Source organism: Bacteroidota bacterium (assembly GCA_016213405.1).
Lineage (GTDB): Bacteria > Bacteroidota > Bacteroidia > Palsa-948 > Palsa-948 > Palsa-948.
This window is the reverse complement of record JACRAM010000125.1, coordinates 107,634-131,785: the sequence shown is the minus strand read 5'-3', so window position 1 is coordinate 131,785 and position 24,152 is coordinate 107,634. Positions and strand designations below refer to the sequence as shown.

At 39.4% G+C, this 24,152-nt stretch carries 22 protein-coding genes; 3 read left to right on the top strand and 19 right to left on the bottom strand.

Annotated elements, in window-relative coordinates; all coding sequences use genetic code 11:
- The first annotated feature begins 3 nt into the window (after positions 1-3).
- Positions 4-1,296 carry a rod shape-determining protein RodA gene (gene rodA, locus HY841_15580; protein MBI4932179.1) on the top strand — a complete coding sequence of 431 codons (1,293 nt, stop codon included), beginning with the start codon at positions 4-6 and terminating at the stop codon, positions 1,294-1,296.
- On the opposite strand, the gene HY841_15575 is transcribed toward rodA, so the two are convergent.
- The 14 genes from HY841_15575 to HY841_15510 all read right to left on the bottom strand — a co-directional run bounded on the left by HY841_15575 (position 1,283) and on the right by HY841_15510 (position 16,796).
- A complete protein-coding gene (locus HY841_15575) occupies positions 1,283-2,281 on the bottom strand; it encodes a hydroxyacid dehydrogenase (GenBank protein ID MBI4932178.1) in 999 nt (332 codons plus the stop codon). The two genes, rodA and HY841_15575, sit on opposite strands and share 14 nt — an antisense overlap.
- Entirely contained in the window at positions 2,278-3,675 is a 1,398-nt protein-coding gene (gene mgtE / locus HY841_15570; GenBank protein ID MBI4932177.1) for a magnesium transporter, read from the bottom strand. The genes HY841_15575 and mgtE overlap by 4 nt, the downstream gene beginning before the upstream one ends.
- A gap of 99 nt (positions 3,676-3,774) precedes the next feature.
- Positions 3,775-4,464: a DUF2490 domain-containing protein gene (locus tag HY841_15565; GenBank protein MBI4932176.1), complete on the bottom strand. Its 690-nt coding sequence runs from the start codon at positions 4,462-4,464 to the stop codon at positions 3,775-3,777.
- 6 nt (positions 4,465-4,470) lie between these two features.
- The gene (locus HY841_15560; GenBank protein ID MBI4932175.1) at positions 4,471-5,109 is read right to left on the bottom strand and encodes a DUF4956 domain-containing protein; all 639 of its coding nucleotides are present in this window, start codon (positions 5,107-5,109) and stop codon (positions 4,471-4,473) included.
- A gap of 11 nt (positions 5,110-5,120) precedes the next feature.
- On the bottom strand, positions 5,121-5,912 hold the full coding sequence (locus HY841_15555) for a polyphosphate polymerase domain-containing protein (GenBank protein ID MBI4932174.1): 792 nt from the start codon (positions 5,910-5,912) through the stop codon (positions 5,121-5,123).
- A gap of 3 nt (positions 5,913-5,915) precedes the next feature.
- Positions 5,916-6,500: a hypothetical protein gene (locus HY841_15550; GenBank protein MBI4932173.1), complete on the bottom strand. Its 585-nt coding sequence runs from the start codon at positions 6,498-6,500 to the stop codon at positions 5,916-5,918.
- Positions 6,501-6,507: 7 nt separating this feature from the next.
- Entirely contained in the window at positions 6,508-6,915 is a 408-nt protein-coding gene (locus HY841_15545; GenBank protein ID MBI4932172.1) for a hypothetical protein, read from the bottom strand.
- A 131-nt stretch (positions 6,916-7,046) separates the two neighbouring features.
- Positions 7,047-10,616: a CotH kinase family protein gene (locus tag HY841_15540; protein ID MBI4932171.1), complete on the bottom strand. Its 3,570-nt coding sequence runs from the start codon at positions 10,614-10,616 to the stop codon at positions 7,047-7,049.
- 7 nt (positions 10,617-10,623) lie between these two features.
- Entirely contained in the window at positions 10,624-12,174 is a 1,551-nt protein-coding gene (locus HY841_15535) for a T9SS type A sorting domain-containing protein (protein ID MBI4932170.1), read from the bottom strand.
- A 96-nt stretch (positions 12,175-12,270) separates the two neighbouring features.
- The gene (locus HY841_15530) at positions 12,271-13,941 is read right to left on the bottom strand and encodes a T9SS type A sorting domain-containing protein (GenBank protein ID MBI4932169.1); all 1,671 of its coding nucleotides are present in this window, start codon (positions 13,939-13,941) and stop codon (positions 12,271-12,273) included.
- A 100-nt stretch (positions 13,942-14,041) separates the two neighbouring features.
- Complete coding sequence (locus HY841_15525; protein ID MBI4932168.1) at positions 14,042-14,389, bottom strand: hypothetical protein; 348 nt, start codon at positions 14,387-14,389, stop codon at positions 14,042-14,044.
- Positions 14,390-14,672: 283 nt separating this feature from the next.
- On the bottom strand, positions 14,673-15,533 hold the full coding sequence (gene lipA / locus HY841_15520; GenBank protein MBI4932167.1) for a lipoyl synthase: 861 nt from the start codon (positions 15,531-15,533) through the stop codon (positions 14,673-14,675).
- 39 nt (positions 15,534-15,572) lie between these two features.
- Positions 15,573-15,971: a GxxExxY protein gene (locus HY841_15515; protein ID MBI4932166.1), complete on the bottom strand. Its 399-nt coding sequence runs from the start codon at positions 15,969-15,971 to the stop codon at positions 15,573-15,575.
- A gap of 48 nt (positions 15,972-16,019) precedes the next feature.
- Positions 16,020-16,796, bottom strand: a complete 777-nt coding sequence (locus HY841_15510) for a hypothetical protein (protein ID MBI4932165.1) — start codon at positions 16,794-16,796, stop codon at positions 16,020-16,022.
- A 73-nt stretch (positions 16,797-16,869) separates the two neighbouring features.
- On the opposite strand from HY841_15510, the gene HY841_15505 reads away from it, so the two are divergent.
- Both HY841_15505 and ung read left to right on the top strand, forming a co-directional pair.
- Positions 16,870-17,274 (top strand): OsmC family protein, encoded by a 405-nt coding sequence (locus HY841_15505; GenBank protein ID MBI4932164.1) that lies wholly within the window; start codon positions 16,870-16,872, stop codon positions 17,272-17,274.
- Between the two features lie 354 nt (positions 17,275-17,628).
- Positions 17,629-18,300, top strand: coding sequence for a uracil-DNA glycosylase (ung, locus tag HY841_15500; GenBank protein MBI4932163.1), 672 nt, complete (start codon positions 17,629-17,631; stop codon positions 18,298-18,300).
- 1 nt (position 18,301) lies between these two features.
- Here the strand turns inward: ung and HY841_15495 are convergent, their stop codons facing one another.
- The 5 genes from HY841_15495 to HY841_15475 all read right to left on the bottom strand — a co-directional run bounded on the left by HY841_15495 (position 18,302) and on the right by HY841_15475 (position 24,112).
- Positions 18,302-19,477, bottom strand: coding sequence for a serine hydrolase (locus HY841_15495; GenBank protein ID MBI4932162.1), 1,176 nt, complete (start codon positions 19,475-19,477; stop codon positions 18,302-18,304).
- Positions 19,478-19,604: 127 nt separating this feature from the next.
- Positions 19,605-20,366 (bottom strand): lipoyl(octanoyl) transferase LipB, encoded by a 762-nt coding sequence (gene lipB, locus HY841_15490; GenBank protein ID MBI4932161.1) that lies wholly within the window; start codon positions 20,364-20,366, stop codon positions 19,605-19,607.
- Positions 20,367-20,406: 40 nt separating this feature from the next.
- Positions 20,407-21,387, bottom strand: a complete 981-nt coding sequence (locus HY841_15485) for a bifunctional phosphoglucose/phosphomannose isomerase (protein ID MBI4932160.1) — start codon at positions 21,385-21,387, stop codon at positions 20,407-20,409.
- A gap of 121 nt (positions 21,388-21,508) precedes the next feature.
- Positions 21,509-22,504 (bottom strand): N(4)-(beta-N-acetylglucosaminyl)-L-asparaginase, encoded by a 996-nt coding sequence (locus HY841_15480; protein ID MBI4932159.1) that lies wholly within the window; start codon positions 22,502-22,504, stop codon positions 21,509-21,511.
- 15 nt (positions 22,505-22,519) lie between these two features.
- Positions 22,520-24,112 carry a T9SS type A sorting domain-containing protein gene (locus HY841_15475; GenBank protein MBI4932158.1) on the bottom strand — a complete coding sequence of 531 codons (1,593 nt, stop codon included), beginning with the start codon at positions 24,110-24,112 and terminating at the stop codon, positions 22,520-22,522.
- Between the last annotated feature and the right edge of the window lie 40 nt (positions 24,113-24,152).

Sequence of the window (24,152 nt, the reverse complement as noted above, 5' to 3'; positions counted from 1 at the left end):
AAAATGTCCCGCGAACAAAAATATATTTTTCAAAACATTGACTGGATAACAACAGGACTATTTCTTGTTCTTGTATTGCTTGGCTGGCTGAACATTTACGCTGCTGTTTATAATGACGAGCACAACAGCATTTTTGACATTTCTCAGAAATATGGAAAGCAGTTGCTTTGGATAGGAAGCGCAATTCTTATTGCTATTATTATTTTGATTATTGATGCAAATTTCTTTACGGCATTCCCCTATCCTATTTATATTTTCAGCGCTGTTACACTGGTAGCAGTAATTTTTTTCGGGAGAGAAATTTCAGGAAGCAAATCGTGGTTTAGGTTCGGTGATTTCGGATTACAACCCGCTGAGTTTGGAAAATTTGCGGTAGCTCTTGCGCTTGCAAAATATATGAGTGCAATGAATATCCGGGTTGAGAGAATTCAAACAAAAGCGATAGCATTCTTCATTATTCTCTTTCCTGCGATGATTATTGTTCTGGAGAAAGAAGCAGGAACAGCGTTAGTATATATCGCATTCATTTTCGTTTTATTCAGAGAAGGTTTCTCAGGAAATTTTTTATTGGGAGGTTTTTTTGCAACCATTCTTCTCATCTCTGCTTTGCTTGTAAATAAAATCATGCTTGTAATTCTTCTGGCTGTTATTGCCGGCATTATTGCCTTTGTAATTTGGATGAATAGCAGAAATAAGAAAAGAGCAAGAAGATTTCTTATGGGAGTTTTCGCTCTGCTGGTTGTGGCTTCGGGCGCTGTGTTTGGTGTGGATTACGCTTTCAGCAAAATGAAACCTCATCAGAAAACACGTATTAATGTTTTCTTGGGAAAGGAAGCTGACAAAGACATGAAAAAGAAAGCGGGCTACAATGTCAATCAAAGTTTGATTGCTATTGGTTCAGGGGGACTTACCGGAAAAGGGTTTTTGCAAGGCACGCAGACGAAATATGATTTTGTTCCTGAACAAAGCACCGATTTTATTTTCTGTACTGTTGGAGAAGAATGGGGGTTTCTGGGAAGCGCTATTATTTTATTTTTATTTCTTGCGCTTATTCTTAGAATAATTTTTCTCGCAGAACGGCAGCGTTCCTCTTTCAGCAGGATTTACGGTTATGGAGTTGCCTCTATTTTATTTTTTCACGTAACTATAAATGTGGGAATGACAGTTGGGCTTGCTCCGGTAATCGGAATTCCATTGCCGTTTTTCAGTTATGGAGGTTCTTCCCTATGGGCGTTTACAATTTTGCTGTTTATCTTTATTAAACTTGACTCAAACCGGCTACTTATTTTGAGGTGAGAGAGATTATTTTCTCTGCTAGAATTATCGCCATCTTTTCACTTGATTCAAAACTCCAGCCGGCAATGTGGGGGGTGAGGATTACTTTATTGGAAGATTTTAGATATTGAAATGATTGTCCTCCCCCTTCTCCCCCTCCAGAGGGGGACAAAAATTCAAAAGAAGTTTCCTCATATTCCAACACATCTAAGCAGGCGCCAAGGATTTTTCCTGATTTAAGATTTTTCACAAGGTCATCTGTTTTTACAATTTGCCCGCGGGAAGTGTTGATGAGATAAATATTTTTTTTGAATTTGCTGGTGAAGGAATCGTTGACTAAATAGTTGGTTTCACCGGTAAGAGGCAAATGCAAGCTCAACACATCTGTTTCAGAAAATATTTTTTCAGGAGTTGATTGATAAAGTCCTCCCCCTGCACCCCCTCCAAGAGGGAGAGAAACAGCCTTGTACTTATCGTAAGCGAGAATTTTCACATCAAATCCTCTCAGCACTTTTGCAAAAGCGCTTCCTGTATTTCCATAGCCGTAAATGCCGATAGTTTTTCCCTCCAGTTCCGTTCCTCGGTTGGCTTCACGAATCCATTTTCCTTCTTTCACCTCCGCATTCGCTTTTGAAATATTATTGAGCAAGCTCAGCAACATTCCGAGCGCATGCTCGGCAACTGCATTTCGGTTTCCTTCGGGAGAAGAAATGCATTTTATCCCTTTGCTCTCTGCATAGGCAACATCAATGTGTTCCATGCCTGCTCCAACACGGGCAATGAAGTGAAGCCCCTCCCTAACCCTCCCCTTCAGGGAGGGAACAAAACAGTCAATGAATTTTTTGTCAATCTTAAGTCGGCTTCTGAGAATAATTCCATCGTACTGAGAAACTTTTTTTTCAATTTCTTCTTTCGATGAAATAAAATCTTCATCACAGATGAAATTATTTTTCTCCAGCTCTTTTTTCAGAGAAGGGTGGATGGAATCAAGAAAAAACATTTTCATAGCAAAATCCCAGTAAGAAGAAGTGATGCGATGGTAAAATAAATGAGAAGTCCTGTGATATCAACCAGCGTTGCGACAAACGGAGCGGACGAAACAGCGGGATCGAGTCCCGCCCTCTTAAGCAATATTGGAAATATTGAGCCCACTAAATTTCCCCATAGCACAACACCAAGCAAAGAAATTCCTACAGTGAGACCGACCAGTACGGAGTGATCTCCATAAACATGAATAAATGCAGACCAGATTATTACACGTAAAAATCCGATGATGCCTAAAATAATTCCGAGAATCAAACCCACTTTGATTTCTCTGCTGAAAATTCTCCACCATTCTTTCACAGAAACTTCTCCGAGAGCTAGGGAACGGATGATGAGCGTGCTTGCCTGCGAACCCGTATTTCCTCCGCTGGAAATGATAAGCGGGACAAAGAGTGCGAGCACCACCGCTTTTGAAATCTGGTTTTCAAAAAAACCCATGGCGGTGGCGGTAAAACTTTCGCCTATGAAAAGTATCATCAGCCAGCCCGCGCGTTTTTTTATCACTTCAAAAACAGAACTGTTCATGTAGGGTTCGTCCAGCACCTGAACGGCAGCCATTTTCTGAACATCCTCGGTTTCTTCTTTTCGTATCACATCCACTACATCGTCAATGTTAATTCTTCCAACTAATTTTCCAAGTCCATCCACCACAGCAACAAAGACGAGATTGTATTTTTCCATCAACTGGGCAACTTCTTCGGCATCCATGTTTGTCTTTACGGAAATCACTTCGGGTTCATACACATCAGAAATTTTTACACGAAGAGATGTTGTTAAAACTTTTTTGAGAGAGATAACCCCTACTAATCTATCTATATCATCCACCACAAATACAGCATAAATATCTTCAATATGGTCGGCATGTTTTCGGAGTTCGCGCACGCATTCGATCATGCTTTTGTTCATATTCACCTTCACAAGTTCCTTCTGCATCAAACCACCCGCAGTATTCTCGTCATACTTCAGCAGGTCAGCAATGTCGCTTGCCTGTGCGGCATCATCCTTTTCAAGTTCGCGTAAAACTTCGTCCTGAACTTTGTCCGGCAGTTCCTGGATTACATCAGCGGCTTCATCGGAAGGAAGGTGGTCAAGATGGTCGGCAATCTGTGCGGAAGTAAGCGATTCAAGAAATCGCTCGCGCTTGTCTTCTTCCATTTCGATAAGCGCATCGGCAGCGATTTTATCATCAAGAAAATTGTAAAGTTTTTTTCCGTCTTCAAGCTCAAGCTCATTCAGTATTCCTGCAATATCAGCCGAGTGAAGTTTTTTTAATTTCTTCTCGAGCGATTTAATGTCGTTCGACCTGATCGCTGTGGAAATTTTATCGAGGTAATCTTCTGTGACTTCAAAATGCATACTTCTATTCTTCGACTTCGCTCAGAATAAACTCCAAACGAATTTGTACGAATGTACGAATGAAAATAAATACAACTGAAAAATTAATGCAGGAAAAACTCAGAGTGAAAGCGAGTACTCAAGCCCTACAATATAGAGGTTCTGAGGGCTGAGAACATTGTGTTCGCGCTGGATCAGGTAATAGGCGCTAAAAATATTTTTGTTATTGATTTTATATTCCGCGCCAAGCACATAGCGTTCGCGGTGCCAGGTTTTATCACTTTCAATGTTTCTTGGGTCACGAAACTGGTAGCGGAGTTCAACAGAAGCAAAAGGAATGTATCTTTTCCCCATATCATACTTTGCTCCGAATTTATTTCTTGAATACCATTCTGGAACACTTCCGTTATCGCTGGAATAAATATCGCGATCTTCCACTTGAGTTCGGTTGCGGTAAGACGCTGTAAGTTTTCCGAACTTTTGTTTGAAAGTCAAGTCAAGCATGAGCCGGTGGCGAAAACTATAAGAATTATCGTCCTGGAATTTATCAATCCAACGGTAAATCAACGCTACTTTAAAATTTTTTGCGACCTTATATTCAATACCAAGATTTGTATAAAAAAGATTTAAGCGAGAAAAATTTTCTTTGAAGCGACATTCTTCTGTAAACAGTGCAGTGAGCTTGCCGTTTATTGCTTTGTCAATATTTAATGTATTCCATGAGCCTGCATCTGGATAATCCTGAGAAAAGCAATAGGCAACAGGCAATAGGCAATAGGCAAAAAAGAAAGACAATAATTTTTTAGTCATTGCTTCTTAAATTGAAATCTTGCTTCGTGTATCGTAATAATAGACACGAATATTTGCCAAGTCACGCAGAAAATCAATTTTTACAATGCTGAACCGGTGAATATTCAGACCCGTGCGTGTTCTGAGATCTTCCAGGAGTTTTTCATGATTCTCCGGCTTGATCATTTCTATATTTTCATACATAACCGTTTTGCCAAGTTCTCTTTTCATCAGAATATTTGTTTCAAGCAGAAGAGCAACAATAATGATAATTGAGTTGATAAGAGATAATTCATCCCATCCGCCTTTTGAAACTGCTGTGATCAAACCTATTGCAATAACCAGAAAAAGGTAGGTGAGATCTTTTATCGAAATATCTTCCGAACGGTAGCGCATGATGCTGAACACGGCAAATAAACCAAATGCTGCACCCATGGACATTTCCACCTTATTCATCATATACGTGATAAGGAAAATGACCAGATTAAAAATGAAAAAAGTGAAAAAGAATTCCTTGGTCCGGTAGTTGGGATAATAAATAAACCGGATCAGTATGAAAACTGAACTGAGATCAACTGTCAGGCGGATAAAAAATTTGAGGGACAGTTTATTAAATAAATCCCATCCGCTTGCAACTACATCCTGTGTTTCCTGAAGTAAATACATATTATTTTATTTTAGGTTCCTGTTGGTGATAAATTTGTGCCTGCCATTTTATGGATGAAACGCACGCGTGGCTTAAAATTATTTTTCTTTACTGAATCGAAAAGATTGTAAATGCCAAAACAATATTTGCTGATTCCTGATTCGCGGATGGCTCCCATCCGAACCATACGTATAAATTCAGAAACAGAAGATGCTTTTTCCCGTTTTGCTTCAGCAATTACCATCTGTGGAAATCGCGCCTCAATAATATTCCCGTCAGGAGCCGCTTTAATAAAATGAAGATTCGTATCAATGGTCAGGCGTTCCTGAGAAAATTTATTTACAAAAGTCATGCGGGAATAATTCACCCATATTTTTGGTTCGAACATTTCAGCGCTGAAGGAAGTGATTTTTTTAAGAAAGTCATCTGCTTTTCCTTCTATCCTGTTTCCAATCTCTTTCATCTTCACCCTGTTCTTGATTGTTCTTTCCTTGCTATTCTTAAACTTTATTTCGAAAAAAGTCAACCCTCCTGAATCAGCGTATCTTCTGAATCGAAGTTTCCAACGGTTCAGCTTTCCTAACTCGTGCCGTCCATAAAGTTGAAAATCTTTTGTGTCGTAATAGAGTGACTCATAGCGATGAATTCGGATATCATTAATTGACAGAAGGCGGTAGGTAGAAGCCATCCCATCCAATATTCGCGGGAGTTGTAAAAATGGAAAAACATATTTTGAATCCACGCGCTCCATCAATTTCACGCTCTCCATTTCAGCAAGCGTGATGGGTTCAAATTTGTTTATGACTTCGTTCAATTCAGGCATTGTTTAGTATTCGTAAGTATATTTCCTGTCTGACACGAGCATATTTGCACCATCGTATTCTTTTTTCTCAACTTTCAACCCTTTTGCGTTGTAGATATAAATAATTTTTTTTGTAAGCTTGCCTGTAGCGTCATACACCACTTCAAGAATTTTATCTCCATTGCTGTTAAAAGAACTTTGTGTTTTCGCTACAAGTTTTCCGCTGCCATCGTATTCAAGTTCTTCCGTTTTGTTATCATTCGAATCATACTTGCAAACTTTTTTTACATTCTTTTCAGCATTGAGCTGAGTTTCTGCTGCATCAAAAACTGTTTCTTCTAATTTATTTCCTTTCGAATCGTACTTGGCTGTTTCCTTGTGTTTGAGCGTTCCGTCCTTTCGATATTCTTCGTTTAAAATAATGTTGGCATTTTTGTCATAAGCAGTATAGGAATCTTTTCTTGTTGTTTCTTTGCCATTCACTGTTTCAGTTACATTTTCAATAACGGATTTAATGCCGTAGGTTTTAATAGCTTTTTTTTCTTTTTTGTTTTGACCAAATAAAGAAAATGAAGCGAGTAATATTCCAACAAGAAAAAAATATTTCATAAAAGAATTAATTCTTGTTGGTTTTGATTTTAAAATCGGGAAGTTCTAAAGTTTGTTTCTTATCCGTAATTTCTCCTGACTGCACCACGGCTGAATCCAACTGCCCATTGGCAACTTTTGTGTAAACATATACTTTGTATTTTCCTTTCCGGAGGTAGGTAAATTCATAAGCGCCTTCATTGTTAGAATCCTGATTGCTGCCCACGGCTGTTTCATCGCCATAGATGATGTACACTTTTTGACCTCCGAGATATCCGGAATCTCTTTTTGCCAGTAGTTGGGCATCATAGTTAACTGTATAAACTTTTCCCTTGATGCTTGCTCTGCCTCCTTCGCCTGCTCCTTTTTTGCAGGAGTTGAAAACAACAATGGGAATAAGAAAAATCAGAAAAACAAGCGGAATAAATTTTTTCATAATCTAATTTTAGTTTGTCAAAATTAATTTTCCTTTTGATATAATATAATGAATCATTCTGATTTTATTAAAAGGAAACACTTTTGGTTTATCTAAGAATCATTATTTGTAGTCAATAATTTTTGTTTTTTTTATTTTATCAACTGCATAATTTTCGTTTCGGATAATTTGGCTGTACTCACCTGATAAAAATAAATTCCAGAGGAAACGGCCCCCGGATTGAAAGGAATATTATGAGTTCCGCTTGAGATTTGTTCGTTTAAAAGAGTGAAAACTTGTTTGCCATAAGCATCCACAACGATAAGCCGCACAAGACCGGATTCTTTCAATGTAAATGTAATTGTAGTTGAATTATTATAGGGATTCGGAAAGTTTGAGAGGTTTAACCCGTTGTCAGCGATTCCTTCTTCATCAACTGAAAGTGGACAAGGGAAAAAGGCAACACCCGGTGAGCCACCCACACATCCGCTGAACCAATTAAAAGGATTATTCATGCTTCCGTTTTCATCCAATAATTCCAATGTTTTGCCCGTGCCATTCGATCCGGTTGGCCATGGAGAAGTATTACTGTATGTCATAGATAAAAATAAATTTTCATTTTTATCAAACAATCGTAAATAATCTCCACCAGAACTTAAACCAAAATTAAATGGTCCAACATAATTATTTACATTCGGATAAGCAGCTTTGAATTTTGCCGTGTCCTGACATAAAACAAGATAATTGTTCTTTGCAAGAATAGTATTTTGAGGAATAAAAAAACTGTTTGCTACCACGCTGTCTTTAAATTTCCATCCGGAAATATCAATATCCACGGTTCCGTAATTATACAATTCCACCCAATCTCCGGCATCAAGGGCAGTTGAGGATTTATAATTTATTTCACTGAGAACAATTCGGTTGGTATCAGGTGAACCGAAAAAATAGGCAGTGAAAACATCGCTTGTATCCACATTTATCTTTATGCTCTGATTAAAATTCGGATTCGGAATTAAAATAGTTGACTGCCAGAAAGCGAATTGATAACCGGGATTCGGAACTGCTTTGAAGGTGATGGGTACACTGTCAAAATAAATTCCAGCCCAGGGGAAACTATCAAGTTCAATGGTATTTAACTCAATGCTGCCTGCACCCGGAGGATATACATTGAAAGTAACAGGAACTTGTTTTTTAAGTGAAGCCGTATTCTGAATTTGATTCCTGGCAGTGGTGGGGCGGTAATTGATGAAGGTATTTAATTGAGAAAGATTAAAGTATTTCCAGTCGTTATAGTTGCCCTGTCCTCCCAAACCATAAGCAGGTTCATTCACTCCGAAGCCCCATCGTGCAAAGTGACGCTTCATTTCGGGATCTAATGAATCATGCACGGCAGCTACATAATTTTTCAGATAATCAGGAGTAAAAATCGTGTTAAGCAAATCAGCATTGCGATTAATAAATTGATTTCGGAATTCAATATTCTGAACAAGTTTATTGAATAATATAGATTGAAAAGAAAACGGTTTATTCAGGTTTGAATCCAGTGAACTAGCAGTAAAACTCCACCATGATGTACCAAAAAAATCGAGGTCCCAAAGTATATGCCGCCATTTAGCTCCATTTTTTTGTTCGCGCCAGAATCGTACATTATTCGTTAACCAATCTCCATTTTCAGAATATGTTTCCACTACAAAATAATCAATGAAATTATCAATGTCAAGCCAGGATTTTACCACAGAGTAATTGGCGGTATCGTCTAAATTATTATTAAGGACAAAAGTTGCAAACTGGTAGAAATCGAAAACATTGCCATCCATCACTAACCCGTTGTACTGCAATAAATCAATGCTGTCGGGATTTACTCCATGATTTTCAGCAATGTAATCCTTGTTTATTTTTTCGCGGATATTATACACCCCCCAGTATTCACCATTAATAAAAACAAGGCAGGGCTGATATCCCTGAACATCAAGGTCTGTTTTTTTATTACAGAGTTTGTGAATGACTGCATCTCTGAAATGCAAACCATTCCAGTCATTCCCAGCATTTCGCAAAATAATTTGATTGAATTCCGTGATTTCCTTATCTGGAAAAAACTGATAATCAAACTTTGATTTTCCATATACGCTACGAGCTGCCACTTTAAAACTTTTTTGCGGATTCGCACGTGAATAATTTCCCTGTATTCTGATGCCGACTCCTTGTTCAAACGCCTGAATATTCTGCTTGTCAAAATATTCAATGTTCGCTGGAACTTCCCAATCCTGCCAGAAGTTTGCATTGAAAAAAGGAGACATCGTGTCGGCATTTGGACCGAGAACATAAATTCCGCTGTTCCAGTCAAACAAATATCCCGGATCTGTGCTGAGTGAAATCACAGGCAGCGAAGCGCTGTCATTGATAAAATAAGTGTTGGTAACTGTCTCACTCGGAAGTTGTCCGCTGCCGATAAATGCGTGTGCGCGAATCACCATGGTTGAGTCAATGGCAATCAACGAGGAATACAGAGAGGAAGTTTGTTTCGGAGTGCTTCCGTCAGTAGTATAACGAATTGCAGCTCCAACTGTATTGCACGAAAGAGCCAGTGTTTGCGAGCCATTGTAGAATCCGGCAGGCAATGAAAAAATCGGATCACTTACATAACTGATGCTTGTAACTGAACCATTATTGGTAGAATCAGGAGTGGGAGTGCCGAAATAAACAAGAAGAGGATTTGCATCCGGAAATCGTCCGTAAGAATTATCCAATTGCAAGTATGGAAAACTAAACATATCAACTACTGTTTGCGATGCATCGGAAAGATAAATTGTTTCACCGTTTCCGTTAAGTTTGAAATTAGTGTGAAGTGTAGACTTGCCAAGATAAATCCACGCTGGTGGAGGACCCCAGAACACAGAAGCATCTTTTATCCCGAATGAAAGAAATGGAATGGAAGATAAATCAGAAGAGTTATTGTTATTATTATGAGTTTGAATGGAGAGCACATTCGTTCCGTTCACTAAAACTGATTTCAGCAAACTCATATCAATCTGAAAATTTTCAGGGAGTTGCCCCTGATATAAAAGAGCTTCGTGTTCTTTAAATGCTGCCATATTGAAAGGCGGTGGGGTACCGGTAACACCAATGTTAGAACGGGCTATCTCAACACCATTCACATAGGCAACAAAAGCATCATCATAATCCATTGTTAATATTGCAGCAGTGATCTTTGAAGTATCACTCACCGTAAAAGTTTTGCGCGTAAACACTGACCAGAGAGGAGGAGTGAGAAGCGTGTTGTCATCGCCATCGCCATAACCGAAACCGCCAATCCCCAGATTCCATCCGGTATCATTAAAGCCAACCGTATTCCAGCTAGAAACCGGTTGAACAACAGGAATGATATATCTCCAAAAATCGTTTGCATTTACCGGTGTTTCCCAATGGTCAATAACCGTTTTACGGTTTTTCCCCGAAGCAAAAACTACAAGATATTTCTGGGGCTGAATGGTTATTGCGGGAAACTGCCATTGAGAAAGATTGGCGAAATCATCGCTGAGATAATATCCGTTCAGATTTATCGCAGTTGCACCGGAATTAAATAACTCAAGCCAGTCGGAAAAATCACCGTCTTCATCTTTGATAATAGAATTGTTTTTAGAACAAACTTCATTGATGACGATTTGGGAGAAACACAGATTACACAGATTAATAAAGAAGATTACACAGATTATTTTTTTCATTTTCTGTTTACATTTTTACAATTTTCTTCTGATAGAACACATCACCGGCTTTCATCCGGACAAAATAAATTCCGTTCGCTCCGCTCAGGTTTACGGTTTCCTGTTTATGGTTTACGGTTTGTTGTAAAACAAGTTCTCCGAGTAGATTATAGATTTCTAATTGATAATGTTCGCCAACTGTAAACTGTAAACTGTAAACTGTAAACTTGCCGTTTGACGGGTTCGGATAAACCTGAAGCATGAAATCTGAAGACAGAAAATCTTCCACACCGGAAAAAACAATCGTCATAATCAACGTATCGGATGAACAGGCATTGGAAGCAATGAGCGTAATTGTTTTTGTTCCTGCGCTTGCGTAAAGATGGCGCGGGTTTTCTTCTGTACTGGTGGTGGAATCGCCAAAGTCCCAGAAATAATTTGTTGCATTTGTGGATGTGTTTACAAATAAAATGGTGTCTCCGTCAATTGGATTTGTCATATCAGCCCAAAACCCCGCCAGTGCATCATCATAAACAGAAACAGTTACTGCTCCAATTTGCCAGCAATACGATTGATAGTTCATATATACGCTGAACGTCTGCGTTGAATCAGGGCTTACAAGAATGGGAGAAACCGTATCGCTTGTTGACCACAAAAAATTGGTAGCGCCAGTTGCATTCAGCGTAATTGTATCACCAGCACAAATACTAGTATCAGCAGAAATGGAATAACTTATCTGATTACAATAAATACAGGAACCGTCATTCTGATTTGCAATCGGGTTAAAATTTTGTGCTAAACTATCGGTACAGCCATTCAAAACATCAGGCATCACCAGCGCTTCAATATACTGCACCTGATCAAATTTATCTGTGTGAGCAATCAGAACGGGGTGACGGATATTCTGCGCAAAATATTTGTAATAATATAATGTATCCGTTTTTGCATCAATCGGAACATTGTTTGAATATGCGGTGTCATATTTATACTCAACATATTTTACACGAAGCACGTTAGTGAATGTATCAAGCGGGGCATAAAGAGTTCCGTAGCCATCGCAAACAATATATTTTCCTGAAATGGTTTGATAATCTATTCCGGGATAAATATTCACAAACCGTATTCCTGAAATTTCTGTTTCAATATGACCGTACGTATATTGGTTTGACACAAGGGTATCGGTATAAGGCAGCGGATAATTGGCATGAGTAATAGTGAAACCCATTCCAAAGTCCCCAATGAGAGTAGCGCCACTTGCCCAAAAAGCATTTGCATCGGAAGAGTAATAGGTGATTTGTGTGATTGCGCCAGGCTGCACTGATGCCACACTTGCTCCGGGATGAAATGAAGCATAAGGTGTTGCAGACGGACTGATATAGCGCACGGTGTCATTCATCCAGATAAACGTATTTGTAAAATCGTAAAACTGGCTGGCTCCAGCATTGCCAACAAAACCTCCGATTGAAATAAAACGGTTGTATGAAACTCCTGCAAGCGGAAAATTACTGCTGTTCAGCGAGGGCTGAGAAAAAGCAAACGAGAAATTCACGCATAAAAGAAGAGTAAAGAATCTATTCATCAAGTATCAGGTTTATACTGTGATTAAAGTAATCTTGGTTTACATTAGACGCATACCCATATCCATCTGTTACAGAGAACGTAAATTTAAGAAAGATTATTTAGTGATCATGAACTTGCCGGTTGAAATAACATGGTTTGTCGAAAGCTGTTTGTCGTCAGCAGTTATTTGATAAAAGTAAAGTCCGCTGGGGACATCAGAAATGTTTATGGTTTCCTGTTTACGGTCTACGGTTTGTAGGAAAACAATTTCTCCAAATAGGTTATAGATTTCTAAACTGTAAACTGTAAACTGTAAACTGTAAACTGTAAACTGCCCGTTGTTCGGATTCGGAAAAACCTGAAACATTGAACTTTGAACATCGAGTTCATCCACAGAAGCCGCTGTTCCGTTTGAAAGTATGCGATGCGCATAAATATCATAGTTTGTTCCGCTTCTGAAATCCTGAAAAGCATAAATACTTCCACCTCCGCCATCTGAAATATTTTTCACGTTGTTTTGGGTATTAGCAGCAGAGCCGATAAGCACTCCTCCTGCCGCCCACTGCGCTGTTCCGTTTGCATCCACCCGCTGCGATTTTATATCCCAGCTATTGTTGCAGCAGGAATCTTCCCATGCAATTATGGCTCCGCCAACACCGTCAGCACAGACGTTCGGACTGGTTTGAGCATTAACAGCATTTGAAATGGCAATTCCGTTTGCAGCCCATGCCATTGTTCCGGTTGAATTTATTTTCTGTGCATATACATCATGATAAAGTCCACTGCGTTTGTCTCTCCATGTTGCAATAGCTCCGCTTATATTATCTGAAGTTACATCAATGGATGTTTGAGAACTGTCTGCCGTGCAAACGGCTGTTCCGTTTGCTGCCCATTGAACAACTCCTGAAGCATTTACACGTTGTGCATACACATCATACGCCAGTGCGCCACGTTTATCTTCCCAAACAATGATTGCACCGCCTGCACCGTCAGAAACTATTTTGCCATTGCGCTGGTTTCCGGTGAGGGCAGAAATAACTATTCCGTTTGCCGCCCATTGAAAAACTCCGGAAGAATTTATTCTTTGTGCATAAACATCATAATCAAAACCGCCTCGTTTATCCTGCCAGATAATGATGGCTCCACCTGATCCATCAGGAATCAATCGAGCGCCTTTTTGTGTGAACGCTGCTGTGCAGATGGCAACCCCTCCGGCTGTCCATGTGGTTGCACCATTTCCGTTAATATGCTGTGCGTAAATATCCCAGGTTCCGCCAATAGAATCTTCCCACACCACAATCGCTCCTCCTGATCCGTCTGTTGTTATCTTAACATTTTTCTGCTGACCGGCTTTCACTATGACCGGAACTCCGTTCACAGCCCATTTTATATTTCCGGATGAATCAATCCGCTGTGCGAAAATATCTTTGTTGCCGTTGGTGGAATCATCCCATGCAATAATTACTCCGCCTATTCCATCTTCAACAGTTGATGGATTGGTTTGATCTGCAGCGGTAGTGCAGATGGATGTACCGTTGGATGTCCATTTCACAAATCCTGAAGCATCTATCCGCTGCGAAAATATATCAGAACGAATGAGATTGTTTCTGAAATCAACCCATGTAATAATCGCACCTCCTTTTGAATCAGATGTCATGCTGATATTTTTCTGATCGTTTGCGGAAATGCAGACAGGAGTATTAATGGCTGAACTGAAATTCCATTGAGAAAAAGAATTCATCGTTATACTTGAAACAGCAATAGAAGAGAAAAGAATTTTTTTCATAAAAAATTTTACTAAAGTTACTGTTTTCCTGACTATAATATCAATAAAAAACACTGCCCAACAGCCATGAAGCTGTTGAACCATATTAAAATCTGATTAATTAATCTCCCGTTTCACACTCGCATCCGTCATCGTCATCACCATCCTGATGGTTGCCTTGCTGGTTGTCTTCATCCACTTCTTCTTTCTGAAAGTTTCCATTGTTGTCGAAAAAATCCAGCGCGTCTTTTCCTCTGCTGTTGAACCTGGCGGCATATCCCTTGTCATCTTTGTTGAACCAGTTGGTTACAGCAATGCCTGGATGTTTGTCAGAAAATGCTTTGGTAACCGCAGCAGGAACTGCATCGGCAGAAACGGTTGCACAGGTTTTGTGTTTTTTGCCCATGCCTAACTTTTCGCAGGAAGCAAAAAGCAGGACAGCAACTGAAATGATTAATAGTTTTTTCATGATAAGTGTTTTTGTTGAATAATGGTTTCAAAAGCATTAAAACTAAACAATAGTACTACTATATTCTGTATTAATTCTGAATTTATTTCCAGAAGCTGGGGAAGAAATATGAACCAAGTAACAAGACCAAAGTCTCAAGCAGCAAGTACCAAGAAACAGCGGATGTTGTATTTCTTGGGACTTTGGACTTGGGACTTGGAATTTGGGGTTTTGGAGTCGACAACTTCGCACGGACAAACAAAACGTGGGGCGCATTTGCTAACATGAACTGTGGTGCTGAGCGTTACAGCACATGCTTCTCGGCATGATACGAAGAGCGCACTAAGGGATTGCTTTCAACAAACAGGAATCCCATCTTTAAACCAATCTCTTTATACGTTGCAAATTTATCAGGATGAATAAATTCTGCCACAGGCAAATGCTGTTTGCTGGGTTGCAGGTATTGCCCCAGCGTGAGCACATCCGCTTTCGCATTCCGCAAATCAATCATTGATTCCAGAACCTCTTCTTCGGTTTCTCCCAAGCCAAGCATGATTCCGGATTTTGTTCTCAATCCAAATTCTTTTGCCGCGCGCAGAACATCCAGACTTCTGTCATACTTCGCCTGAACGCGCACTTGCTTGGTCAGTCTTCTCACCGTTTCAATGTTGTGAGAAAGAATTTCCGGGCGTTCAACAAAAACCCTCTCCATATTTTCTTTTATCCCTTTGAAATCAGGAATAAGGGTTTCGAATTTTGTCTGCGGAGAAATTCTTCTTACAGCGCGGATGGTTTCAGCCCAGATGAAAGAACCTCCATCGGTCAGATCATCTCTGTCCACCGAAGTGATGACGCAATGTTTTACGTTCATCAGCTTCACAGAGTTTGCAACACGCATGGGTTCTTCTTTGTCCACTGCGCCAGGTTTGCCGGTTGCCACTGCACAGAATCCGCAAGAGCGCGTGCACACATTTCCAAGAATCATAAAGGTGGCAGTGCCCGCACTCCAGCATTCGCCCATGTTCGGGCAGTTGCCGCTTTCACATATCGTATGAAGCTTGTGCGTGTCAACTAACTTGCGAACGTGCAAATAATTTTCTCCTGCGGGAAGTTTAACTCTGAGCCAGTCGGGTTTCTTCAGGCGGGGTTCGGCTGTTGATTCCATCGAAGTACGAATAAAATACGAAGTTACAAACTACGAAAACTATTTATTGATATTTACTATTCTTTTGAACTTAACTCCCTCTTTGGTAAAATTAATGAGTATGCTTAACTTCAAGTCGGAAAGTTTGAGATAATTTAAAACCTGCTCAATATGGGTTTTAGAAAAATTACCATCTTTCTTTAATTCTACTATCACTTTATCGTCAACACAAAAGTCAAGAATTCCCTTTCCTACAATTTCATCTTTGAACTTTAATAAATAGCCAACTTGTTCAGCATATTTTATTTCCTTTCTTTTAAGGGAAATCGCAAATGCTCTTTGATATATTTTCTCCAAATGACCAGGACCTAATTCGTCAAATACTTCATACGCACATCCTACAATCTGATAACTCAACTCAGGAAAAACTAAATCATCTCTTCTTACAGGCGGTTTCATCTATTGTTCGTACTTCGTAGGTTCGTAAATGATTCGTACTTCGGTGGGTTAAAACCATTTCTTACCGAACATGATGTTCAGGTACACATTTACAAATACCTGATTGTTCTTCGCATTCGCCATGATGGGAATTGTTTTGTAAAAAGCATCCACCGTCATTCCTAATTCAAGAAGCTTTATGTCATCATCTAAATTGGAATGCTCAAAACTTAATCCGAGTTTAAAAAATCCACCGGGAAAAAAATTCATTTCACTAAACCCATGAAAATATCCTGCACGTCCAATAATATAATTAGGTGTATGCAGGGGATTCGTAGGATCATACCTCTCCGTGGTGATATTTCCAAAAGGCGGATTAACAAGGTCTTGATGCCATATATTCAGATAAACAGGTTTTGCTAAAGCAATGGAATGACCAACAAGTGTCAGTAATCTCAGTTCCACTCCGCGCCTGTCGCTTTTTCCTGTAATCACTTTATGATAGCCATATCCTCCGCGTAAAACAGTTACGGCAAATTGTTTTCCGTAAAAATATCCCTTGGTTCCGATGTCAGGCACTTCAATTTTTATTTCTTTTGGATGCCTCATGCTCACGATTTCTGCCTCCAGAATCCGTTTTTTGTATCCTGTAATGTGTTTGCATCTGCGATAATTTATGCCCCATCCGGCAGAGTGGAGGAGTGCACCAAATTCCTGCTCATTGCGATAGAGCAATTGAACATCATCGTTCTGTTTTGTGGTTGGAGTAATTCCTGTGGCGATTTCCTGGGCGGAAAGGGTGCAGGCAAAAAGAAAAAAAAGAAATATGAGCGAAAGGTTTTTCATTTCAAAACTTCTTAGCAAATGTACAAAACCATATGGATTAATAATACATTTGTCCGGCAAAAATCAATCCACCATGCATACATCAGAAGTTCTTTACAAAGGTGAACTCCGCACCATTTGCACTCATATAAAATCAGGACAGCAGATAATTACGGATGCCCCTGCTGATAATAACGGCAAAGGCGAAGCATTTTCTCCAACCGACTTGCTGGCTACATCGCTTGGCACCTGCATGCTCACGGTTATGGGAATTGTTGCCAGAAGACATAATATCAATATGGATCAAACCAAAGTTGAAATCCTGAAGGTGATGGCAGAAAATCCAAGGAGGGTTTCAGAAATCTGTGTCGATATGTTTTTTCCAACCAATAACTTTACAACAAAAGAAAAAGATTTGCTGGAACATGCAGCAATTACCTGCCCGGTTGCAAAAAGTTTACATTCTGATATAAAACAAAAAACCCGCTTTCATTACTGAAAGCGGGTAAAATAGTATTAGAAAGAATTAAACAGATTTTTCAGTCTTTGCATTGGTATCTGCCTTTCCATAAGCCGGACACAGTTCATGGCTTTTGCAGGAAGAGAGGATTAATGCGAAAAGAGCGATGGTGGCGATGAATGCGAGGACTTTCTTCATGGTTTACTTAGTGTTGTTTAATGTTTTGATTTTGATTAATTGTGTAATTGCAATCTTCGTACCAAATCTTAACTTGAAAGCAAAAGTAGTGTTTTTCTGAAAATGAGCAAAATTTTTTGTTTCCATTTTTATTAACAGAAATGCAGACTTGTTAGTTTTGCGCTCTATTACGACAGCATGAATGAAAAGGTTACAATAAATCCAACAATTGATGAGAGTTGGAAAGAAATTCTTTCAACAGAGTTTCAAAGTGATTATTTCAAAGCACTTAAAGAGTTCATTATTGAAGAGCGAAAGCAATACATTATCTATCCCCCTGCTTCCCGAATTTTTGCTTCTTTTAACTATACTCCTTTTGGTAAAGTGAAAGTCGTAATCATAGGACAAGACCCTTATCATGGTGAAAAACAGGCTAATGGATTGTGCTTTTCTGTAAGCAATGGAATCCAACAACCTCCCTCTTTACAGAATATTTTCAAAGAAATCAATGCGGATTTGAGTATCCCGATACCGAAATCAGGCAATCTTGAACCTTGGGCAAAGCAAGGAGTATTGCTCCTTAACGCAACATTAACTGTTCGGGCAAATCAGGCGGGCTCTCATCAAAAACAGGGATGGGAAAATTTTACAGATGCGGTGATTCGTGCATTGTCGGACAAAAGAAAAGGGCTTGTATTTATTTTATGGGGGAAATTCGCGCAAGCAAAAGAAATATTGATAGATCAGTCGAAACATCATATTCTGAAAGCTCCGCATCCTTCTCCTTTTTCAGTTCATTCAGGATTTTTCGGCTGTAAGCATTTTTCAAAGACAAATGAATTGCTAAAAAAGGAAGGATTGGAAGAGATTGACTGGAGAATAGAATAAACTATTTCTTTCCGCACATTTCCAGTGCTGCATCAATATACCAGTATAAATCTTTAGGATGGTTATTTATACTGGTTAGTTCACGCATCTTTCCCAGACGGACAATTATCATATTCTCATCAGGAATCATAATAATGTATTGACCAAGGATTCCGCGTGCGTAAAAAATAGTATGTCCTTTATATTCCGGCATGAGCCACCAGGAATAACCGTATCGATTGTTCTTTTCATTTCCATCCAATGTTGGCGCGGGCTGAATGGATTCCAGAACATATTTTTCAGGAACAACTTGGGTTGTATCCCATCTTCCGCTGTCGAGATATAATTTACCGATTCGTGCAAAATCACGCGCGTTGGAATTGAAACAGCAAAATGCTTTTTCATCTCCGTCTTTGTGGTCTAAACTCCAGTAAGCATCGTATTCCGCTTCAACGGGCTTCCATAATTTTTCAGAAGCGTAATCGCTTACGCTCATTCCAACCGCTTTGCTGAGAACAAAACCGAGCAATTGTGTGTTGCCGCTGAGGTATTCAAGCTGTTTTCCGGGTTCGCCTACAGCATCATATTTGAAAATTAACTTCCGCAAATCATCTCCGTAATAAGCTTCCGCTGCAAAGCCGATAGGGTTGATATAACTTTCGTCAAAATTAATTCCTGAACTCATTGTGACCAAATGCCGAAGCGTGATTTTGCTTTTGCCTCCTTCTTTGTATTCAGGGAGAAAATCTCCGACAGCTTCATCCAGCGATTTTATTTTCCCTTCTTCTATCGCAATGCCGACCAGAATGCTGATAAAAGTTTTCGCCATGGAAAATGAACTGGTGTGGGAAGTATCGCTGTAGCCGTCCCAGTATTCCTCATGCCGGATGGAATCATCTTTAATAACAAGGTAGGCGATGGTTTTCATCCGCTCCATGTCGCTTAAGTATTGCGAAGGGATTTTTGATGTGTTATAATCTTTGCCCAGCGCCCATTCGTGAGTTGTTCCTGCTTTTACAGTTCGATTATCAAAAATTTTGTACTCATCAATGCCTGCTGTGACTCTGCCTTTCAGATACGTGTTGCTGAATCCTTTGATAAGATAGGGTTTCCATATCACCAGAATAGCAATTAAAATCACAAGAGAAATCAGAAGCCATTTGAAAAACTTTTTTAGGATTTTGAGGAAACGTTTCATTTTACTTATTCATTTTTCTTTCTTTCCAAATTAAATACACAACAACAATAACGAAGATAATAATTAGCACAAACATCTTAACATCTGTATCATATTTAAAAAACAAATTTCCCATGATTACAGAGATTTACACAATTTCACATTCAAATACCTGAGCGAAATATTTTTTTACTTTTTCCTTCACTTCTTTCATATTTATTTCTCTGCCGAGTTCTTTTTGCATGGAAGTAACTGCTTTGTCTTGTATTCCACAGGGGATAATGTTATTGAAATAACTTAAATCAGAATTCACGTTGAAAGCAAATCCGTGCATGGTTACCCATCTTGAAGTGCGTACACCCAGCGCACAGATTTTTCTTGCCTTCGCTGGATTTTTCCAGTCAAGCCAAACACCTGTGAGTCCTTCAATCCTTCCTGATTCAATTCCGTAATCCTTCAGTGTGAGAATGATTGTTTCTTCTAAATAGCGGAGGTATTTGTGAATGTCTGTAAAAAAATTATCCAGATCTAAAATGGGATAACCTACAATTTGTCCGGGACCGTGATAGGTAATATCTCCTCCGCGGTTTATTTTGTAGTAAGTCGCGTTTTTATTTTTCAGCTGAGTTTCATTCAGCAATAAATTTTTTTCATCTCCGCTTTTTCCGAGTGTGTATACGTGGGGATGTTCGCAGAAAAGAAAATAGTTGGGAGTCAGGAGCTGGGAGTCGGGAGAAAGAATTCTGTTCTGTGATTTTATAGAAATGGTTTCAGTAAGAAGTTTTTCCTGATAATCCCAGCATTCTTTGTAGTCAATCAAACCTAAATCACGGAAGAGAACCTGAGCCCCTCTCCGCCTCTCCCCCAAGGGGAGAGAGTAAACCGAGTTTGTTGTATCCGTTGTATTCATTTTTCTCCCTTCCCTTAGGGAAGGGTTGGGGATGAGCTTCTTATATTTTGGAAAGATGTCCCTTGAGATGCTCGATCACTTTTATTTCCATGGCGTCCACTCCTTTTATTTCAGAAAGAAGGACAGACGCCCAGTCAATCAGGTGAATGAAGTAAATCGCTTTTTCAATCTGCGATTTTCCTTTTGACCAGACTTCAGTTATATAGGGCGTATATTTTTTAATTACTTCTTTATTTATCTCTATGCGCACGTTGTTTCGTGCGTACTCATCCTTATCGCGAAGAATAATCACTGAAACCCGTTCGCTGCCGCTTGCCCAGCCTACCAGTTCGTTATGATTCATTTCAGGAATCACATGATGCCCGCACAGGATTTTCGAGTTCTCGTTCAATTGCTGGCGGAAACGGATGGCAACACCTTCAAAATAAGTGGTGGTATAAACGATGGGGGTTTTGCCATGAATTTTTTCCGCGACTTGCTTTGCTTCTGAAATAATATTTGCTTTTTCAGTTTCAATCAGTTCAATAGCGGACTTTAACTGCGCTTTGAATTTGTTCGAGATGATTCCGAAATGCGAGAGGATAAAAAACTGCTGTGTGAGCGAATAACCCAGACAAGCACGCGGAGGATTTCCTCCGGGAATCAAAATTAAATCAAGTTTTTTCTTCTTTGCAATTTCAGCAACCTTTCCGCCTGAAGTAATACAAATAATTTTTGCTTTTCTTTTCAGAGCGAGATGCAGGCAGTTTAAAGTTTCTTCCGTATCTCCGCTGTAGGAAGAAATAATCACAAGCGTATTTTGATTAACAAACTTCGGAATGAAATATCCTTTTCCCACTGTAATGGGAACAGTGGCTTCCATCGCTACTAACTCGCTTACAATTGTTCCTCCGATTCCCGATCCGCCAAGTCCTGCAATAAAAACATTAGAAATCTTTTTAGGTTTGGAAAGTTTCGCTTCTTCTCCAAAATGAATCGCTTCGCGGAGCTGGTTAGGAAATTTTTTAATCAGTGTTTTCATCCGTAATAAAATGGAATGCGAATATACAAACAAAAGAAACGGAATGATGGAAGAATGGAATGTTGGATTGAAATACAAAACTCATTCTTCCATCATTCCATCCTTCCAATCTTCCCTCCTATTAACGCACAAAATAATCCGAATCAAAAATTTTGTTCTCGTTATTTACATATAGGGAATATGTAAATCCCTTCTGAATGGAATAGGAGCCAACTTCTCCGTTCTTATTCACCGCAAGATAGCCCACCTGAAATTTTTTGTAATCATATTTCTTCGTTATGCGCTGAATGGCTTCTTCACAAGCTTGTTGCGGAGTTTTTCCCTGACGCATTAATTCAACTACTAGAAACGAGCCGAGCGTTTTCATCACGAACTCGCCTACTCCTGTGGCGCAGGCACCTCCCACTTCATTATCGCAAAACATTCCCGCACCAATGATAGGAGAATCTCCAACGCGTCCGTGCATTTTGTAGGAAAGCCCGCTGGTGGTGCAGGCGCCCGAAACATTATTATCCTTATCCAGCGCAAGCATACCGATGGTATCGTGATTTTCAAAATTCACAATCGGTTCGTACTTGGAAGTTTTTTTCCATTCCTCCCATGCCTGTTTTGATTTTTCTGTGAGAAGATTTTCTTTTTTGAATCCGTTATCAATCGCGAACTTGAATGCGCCTTCACCGCTCAGCATCACATGCGGAGTTTTCTCCATCACTTTTCTCGCAACGGAAATCGGATGCATGATGTTTTCCAGAAAGCATACAGAGCCAGCGTTTCCGCTTTTATCCATGATGCAGGCATCCAGCGTAACATGCCCGTCACGGTCGGGCAAACCGCCAAGACCAACGCTGTTGTTTTCAGGGTCCGCTTCAGGAACATGCACGCCTGCTTCCACTCCGTCAAGCGCGGTTCCGTCTTTCTGAATGGATTGCCACGCTGCTTCTGTCGCGCCTAAATTATTCCAAGTCGCAATCACGAGAGGAAATTGCGGATTAAGGATTTGGGAATTGGGATTTGGGATTTTAAATCCTGAATCCTTATTCCTAAATCCTAAATTGAACAATGCTCCCGCACCCACCGCAAGCGATGACTTAATGAGAAATTCTTTTCTTGTTGACATACTTTATTTATAATATTATTCAATAATAATTTTTCCCGTGCCGATAACTTCTGTTGAGTCGGAAAACTTATAAAAATAAATCCCGCTCGCGAGGTTTCCTCGCGTAATCAGTAAACGGTTATCGGTAAACAGTAAACGTCTGACTTCTCTCCCGAATACATCATACAGTTTAAACTCTAACTTGGAACTTGGAACTTGGGACTTGAAACTTGAGACTTCAATAGTGGCTTCTGTGCTGAAGGGATTTGGAAAAATATTTATTTCAGATTTTGAGTTTTGGAAATCATTTACTCCATTTGTAAAGCAAAGTGTTGTTTCAATTCCTCCGCTTCCTGTTTGCGCAGCAAGATTTCCAATTATTCCACCTGATGAAACTTGTGTGGCAGGATTGGTAGTTAAAATTGTTGGAGTAGTTGTGATGGTATTAGGATTAGTTTCATTACATCCACTGTTTCCATTTGAATCTGTTTTGATTAAGTAAAGATCATAACTCCCAACTCCAAAACTATTAGTCCAACCTGTAATAACCAATCCCCCATCATTCGTTTTCTGAAAGGAAAAGCCTTCATCATCAACTGAACCTCCAAAAGTCTTTGACCAAGATAAAGTGCCATCAGAAATTGTTTTTACAAGATAAAAATTATGAGGACCTCCCCCAAAACTAGAAGTATAGCCACCAATAAAAAATCCTCCATCATTGGCTTGCAGAATTGATTTTCCATAATCAGGTTTGGTTCCTCCAAATGTTTTTGACCATTGTAAAGTTCCATCTGAATCGGTTTTTATCAGATAGACATCACCATTTCCTGAAGAAGGCGGAGAAGTAGTACCGCCAATAATAAATCCTCCATCGTTGGTTTGCTGAATGGAATTTCCAAGATCATTAGTAGAAGATTCTCCAAAAGTTTTCGACCATTGCAAATTGCCGTCTGAAGTCATCTTTATAAGATAGGCATCACCATATCCGATTCCATAACTTACTGTTTCTCCGCTTGCAATAAATCCTCCATCATTAGTTTGAGAAACAGAATATCCATAGTCAGGATATGTTCCGCCAAAAGTTTTCGCCCATTCTAATGAACCATTAGAAGAAGTCTTTATAATATAAATATCTTCATTTATTAATCCAAAACTTTTTGTTGTTCCAATAAGAATAAAACCTCCATCATTGGTTTTCTGAACGGAGGAGCAAAAATCATCCCCTGCTCCGCCAAAAGTTTTTGTCCATTGTGGAGTTCCGTCAGAAGCGACCTTTAAAAGATAAAAATCATTATTTCCTGCTCCGAAACTAGTCGTAGTTCCAGCAATAATAAATCCTTCATCATTGGTTTGTTGAATGGAATACCCATCGTCATTATTTGTTCCACCAAAAGTTTTTGTCCATTGCAATGTACCATCGGAGGAGATCTTTATCAAATAGACATCTTCATTGCCTGCTCCAAAACTACGTATCCCTCCAGTAATAATAAATCCACTATCATTAGTTTCTTGAGCGGAATATCCAACATCATAAGCAGTTCCTCCATATGCTTTCTGAAAAGTAATTTGCGCTTGAGAATGCTTCGCTACGCTCAGCGTGGCAAGGAATATGAAAAAGATTTTTTTCATTAACCAAATGTAAGGAAAAATCCGCGCACCTGTCCCCCTC

What these genes read in the sequence shown, in the direction of transcription:
- lipA (MBI4932167.1), bottom strand. Translation starts at nt 15,533, where the DNA reads ATGGAATCAACAGCCGAACCCCGCCTGAAGAAACCCGACTGGCTCAGA.
- HY841_15505 (MBI4932164.1), top strand. Translation starts at nt 16,870, where the DNA reads ATGCATACATCAGAAGTTCTTTACAAAGGTGAACTCCGCACCATTTGC.
- HY841_15555 (MBI4932174.1), bottom strand. Translation starts at nt 5,912, where the DNA reads ATGCCTGAATTGAACGAAGTCATAAACAAATTTGAACCCATCACGCTT.
- HY841_15560 (MBI4932175.1), bottom strand. Translation starts at nt 5,109, where the DNA reads ATGTATTTACTTCAGGAAACACAGGATGTAGTTGCAAGCGGATGGGAT.
- HY841_15540 (MBI4932171.1), bottom strand. Translation starts at nt 10,616, where the DNA reads ATGAAAAAAATAATCTGTGTAATCTTCTTTATTAATCTGTGTAATCTG.
- HY841_15535 (MBI4932170.1), bottom strand. Translation starts at nt 12,174, where the DNA reads ATGAATAGATTCTTTACTCTTCTTTTATGCGTGAATTTCTCGTTTGCT.
- rodA (MBI4932179.1), top strand. Translation starts at nt 4, where the DNA reads ATGTCCCGCGAACAAAAATATATTTTTCAAAACATTGACTGGATAACA.
- HY841_15565 (MBI4932176.1), bottom strand. Translation starts at nt 4,464, where the DNA reads ATGACTAAAAAATTATTGTCTTTCTTTTTTGCCTATTGCCTATTGCCT.
- HY841_15485 (MBI4932160.1), bottom strand. Translation starts at nt 21,387, where the DNA reads ATGAAAACACTGATTAAAAAATTTCCTAACCAGCTCCGCGAAGCGATT.
- HY841_15475 (MBI4932158.1), bottom strand. Translation starts at nt 24,112, where the DNA reads ATGAAAAAAATCTTTTTCATATTCCTTGCCACGCTGAGCGTAGCGAAG.
- HY841_15575 (MBI4932178.1), bottom strand. Translation starts at nt 2,281, where the DNA reads ATGAAAATGTTTTTTCTTGATTCCATCCACCCTTCTCTGAAAAAAGAG.
- mgtE (MBI4932177.1), bottom strand. Translation starts at nt 3,675, where the DNA reads ATGCATTTTGAAGTCACAGAAGATTACCTCGATAAAATTTCCACAGCG.
- HY841_15480 (MBI4932159.1), bottom strand. Translation starts at nt 22,504, where the DNA reads ATGTCAACAAGAAAAGAATTTCTCATTAAGTCATCGCTTGCGGTGGGT.
- HY841_15510 (MBI4932165.1), bottom strand. Translation starts at nt 16,796, where the DNA reads ATGAAAAACCTTTCGCTCATATTTCTTTTTTTTCTTTTTGCCTGCACC.
- HY841_15515 (MBI4932166.1), bottom strand. Translation starts at nt 15,971, where the DNA reads ATGAAACCGCCTGTAAGAAGAGATGATTTAGTTTTTCCTGAGTTGAGT.
- HY841_15530 (MBI4932169.1), bottom strand. Translation starts at nt 13,941, where the DNA reads ATGAAAAAAATTCTTTTCTCTTCTATTGCTGTTTCAAGTATAACGATG.
- HY841_15495 (MBI4932162.1), bottom strand. Translation starts at nt 19,477, where the DNA reads ATGAAACGTTTCCTCAAAATCCTAAAAAAGTTTTTCAAATGGCTTCTG.
- HY841_15525 (MBI4932168.1), bottom strand. Translation starts at nt 14,389, where the DNA reads ATGAAAAAACTATTAATCATTTCAGTTGCTGTCCTGCTTTTTGCTTCC.
- HY841_15550 (MBI4932173.1), bottom strand. Translation starts at nt 6,500, where the DNA reads ATGAAATATTTTTTTCTTGTTGGAATATTACTCGCTTCATTTTCTTTA.
- HY841_15545 (MBI4932172.1), bottom strand. Translation starts at nt 6,915, where the DNA reads ATGAAAAAATTTATTCCGCTTGTTTTTCTGATTTTTCTTATTCCCATT.
- lipB (MBI4932161.1), bottom strand. Translation starts at nt 20,366, where the DNA reads ATGAATACAACGGATACAACAAACTCGGTTTACTCTCTCCCCTTGGGG.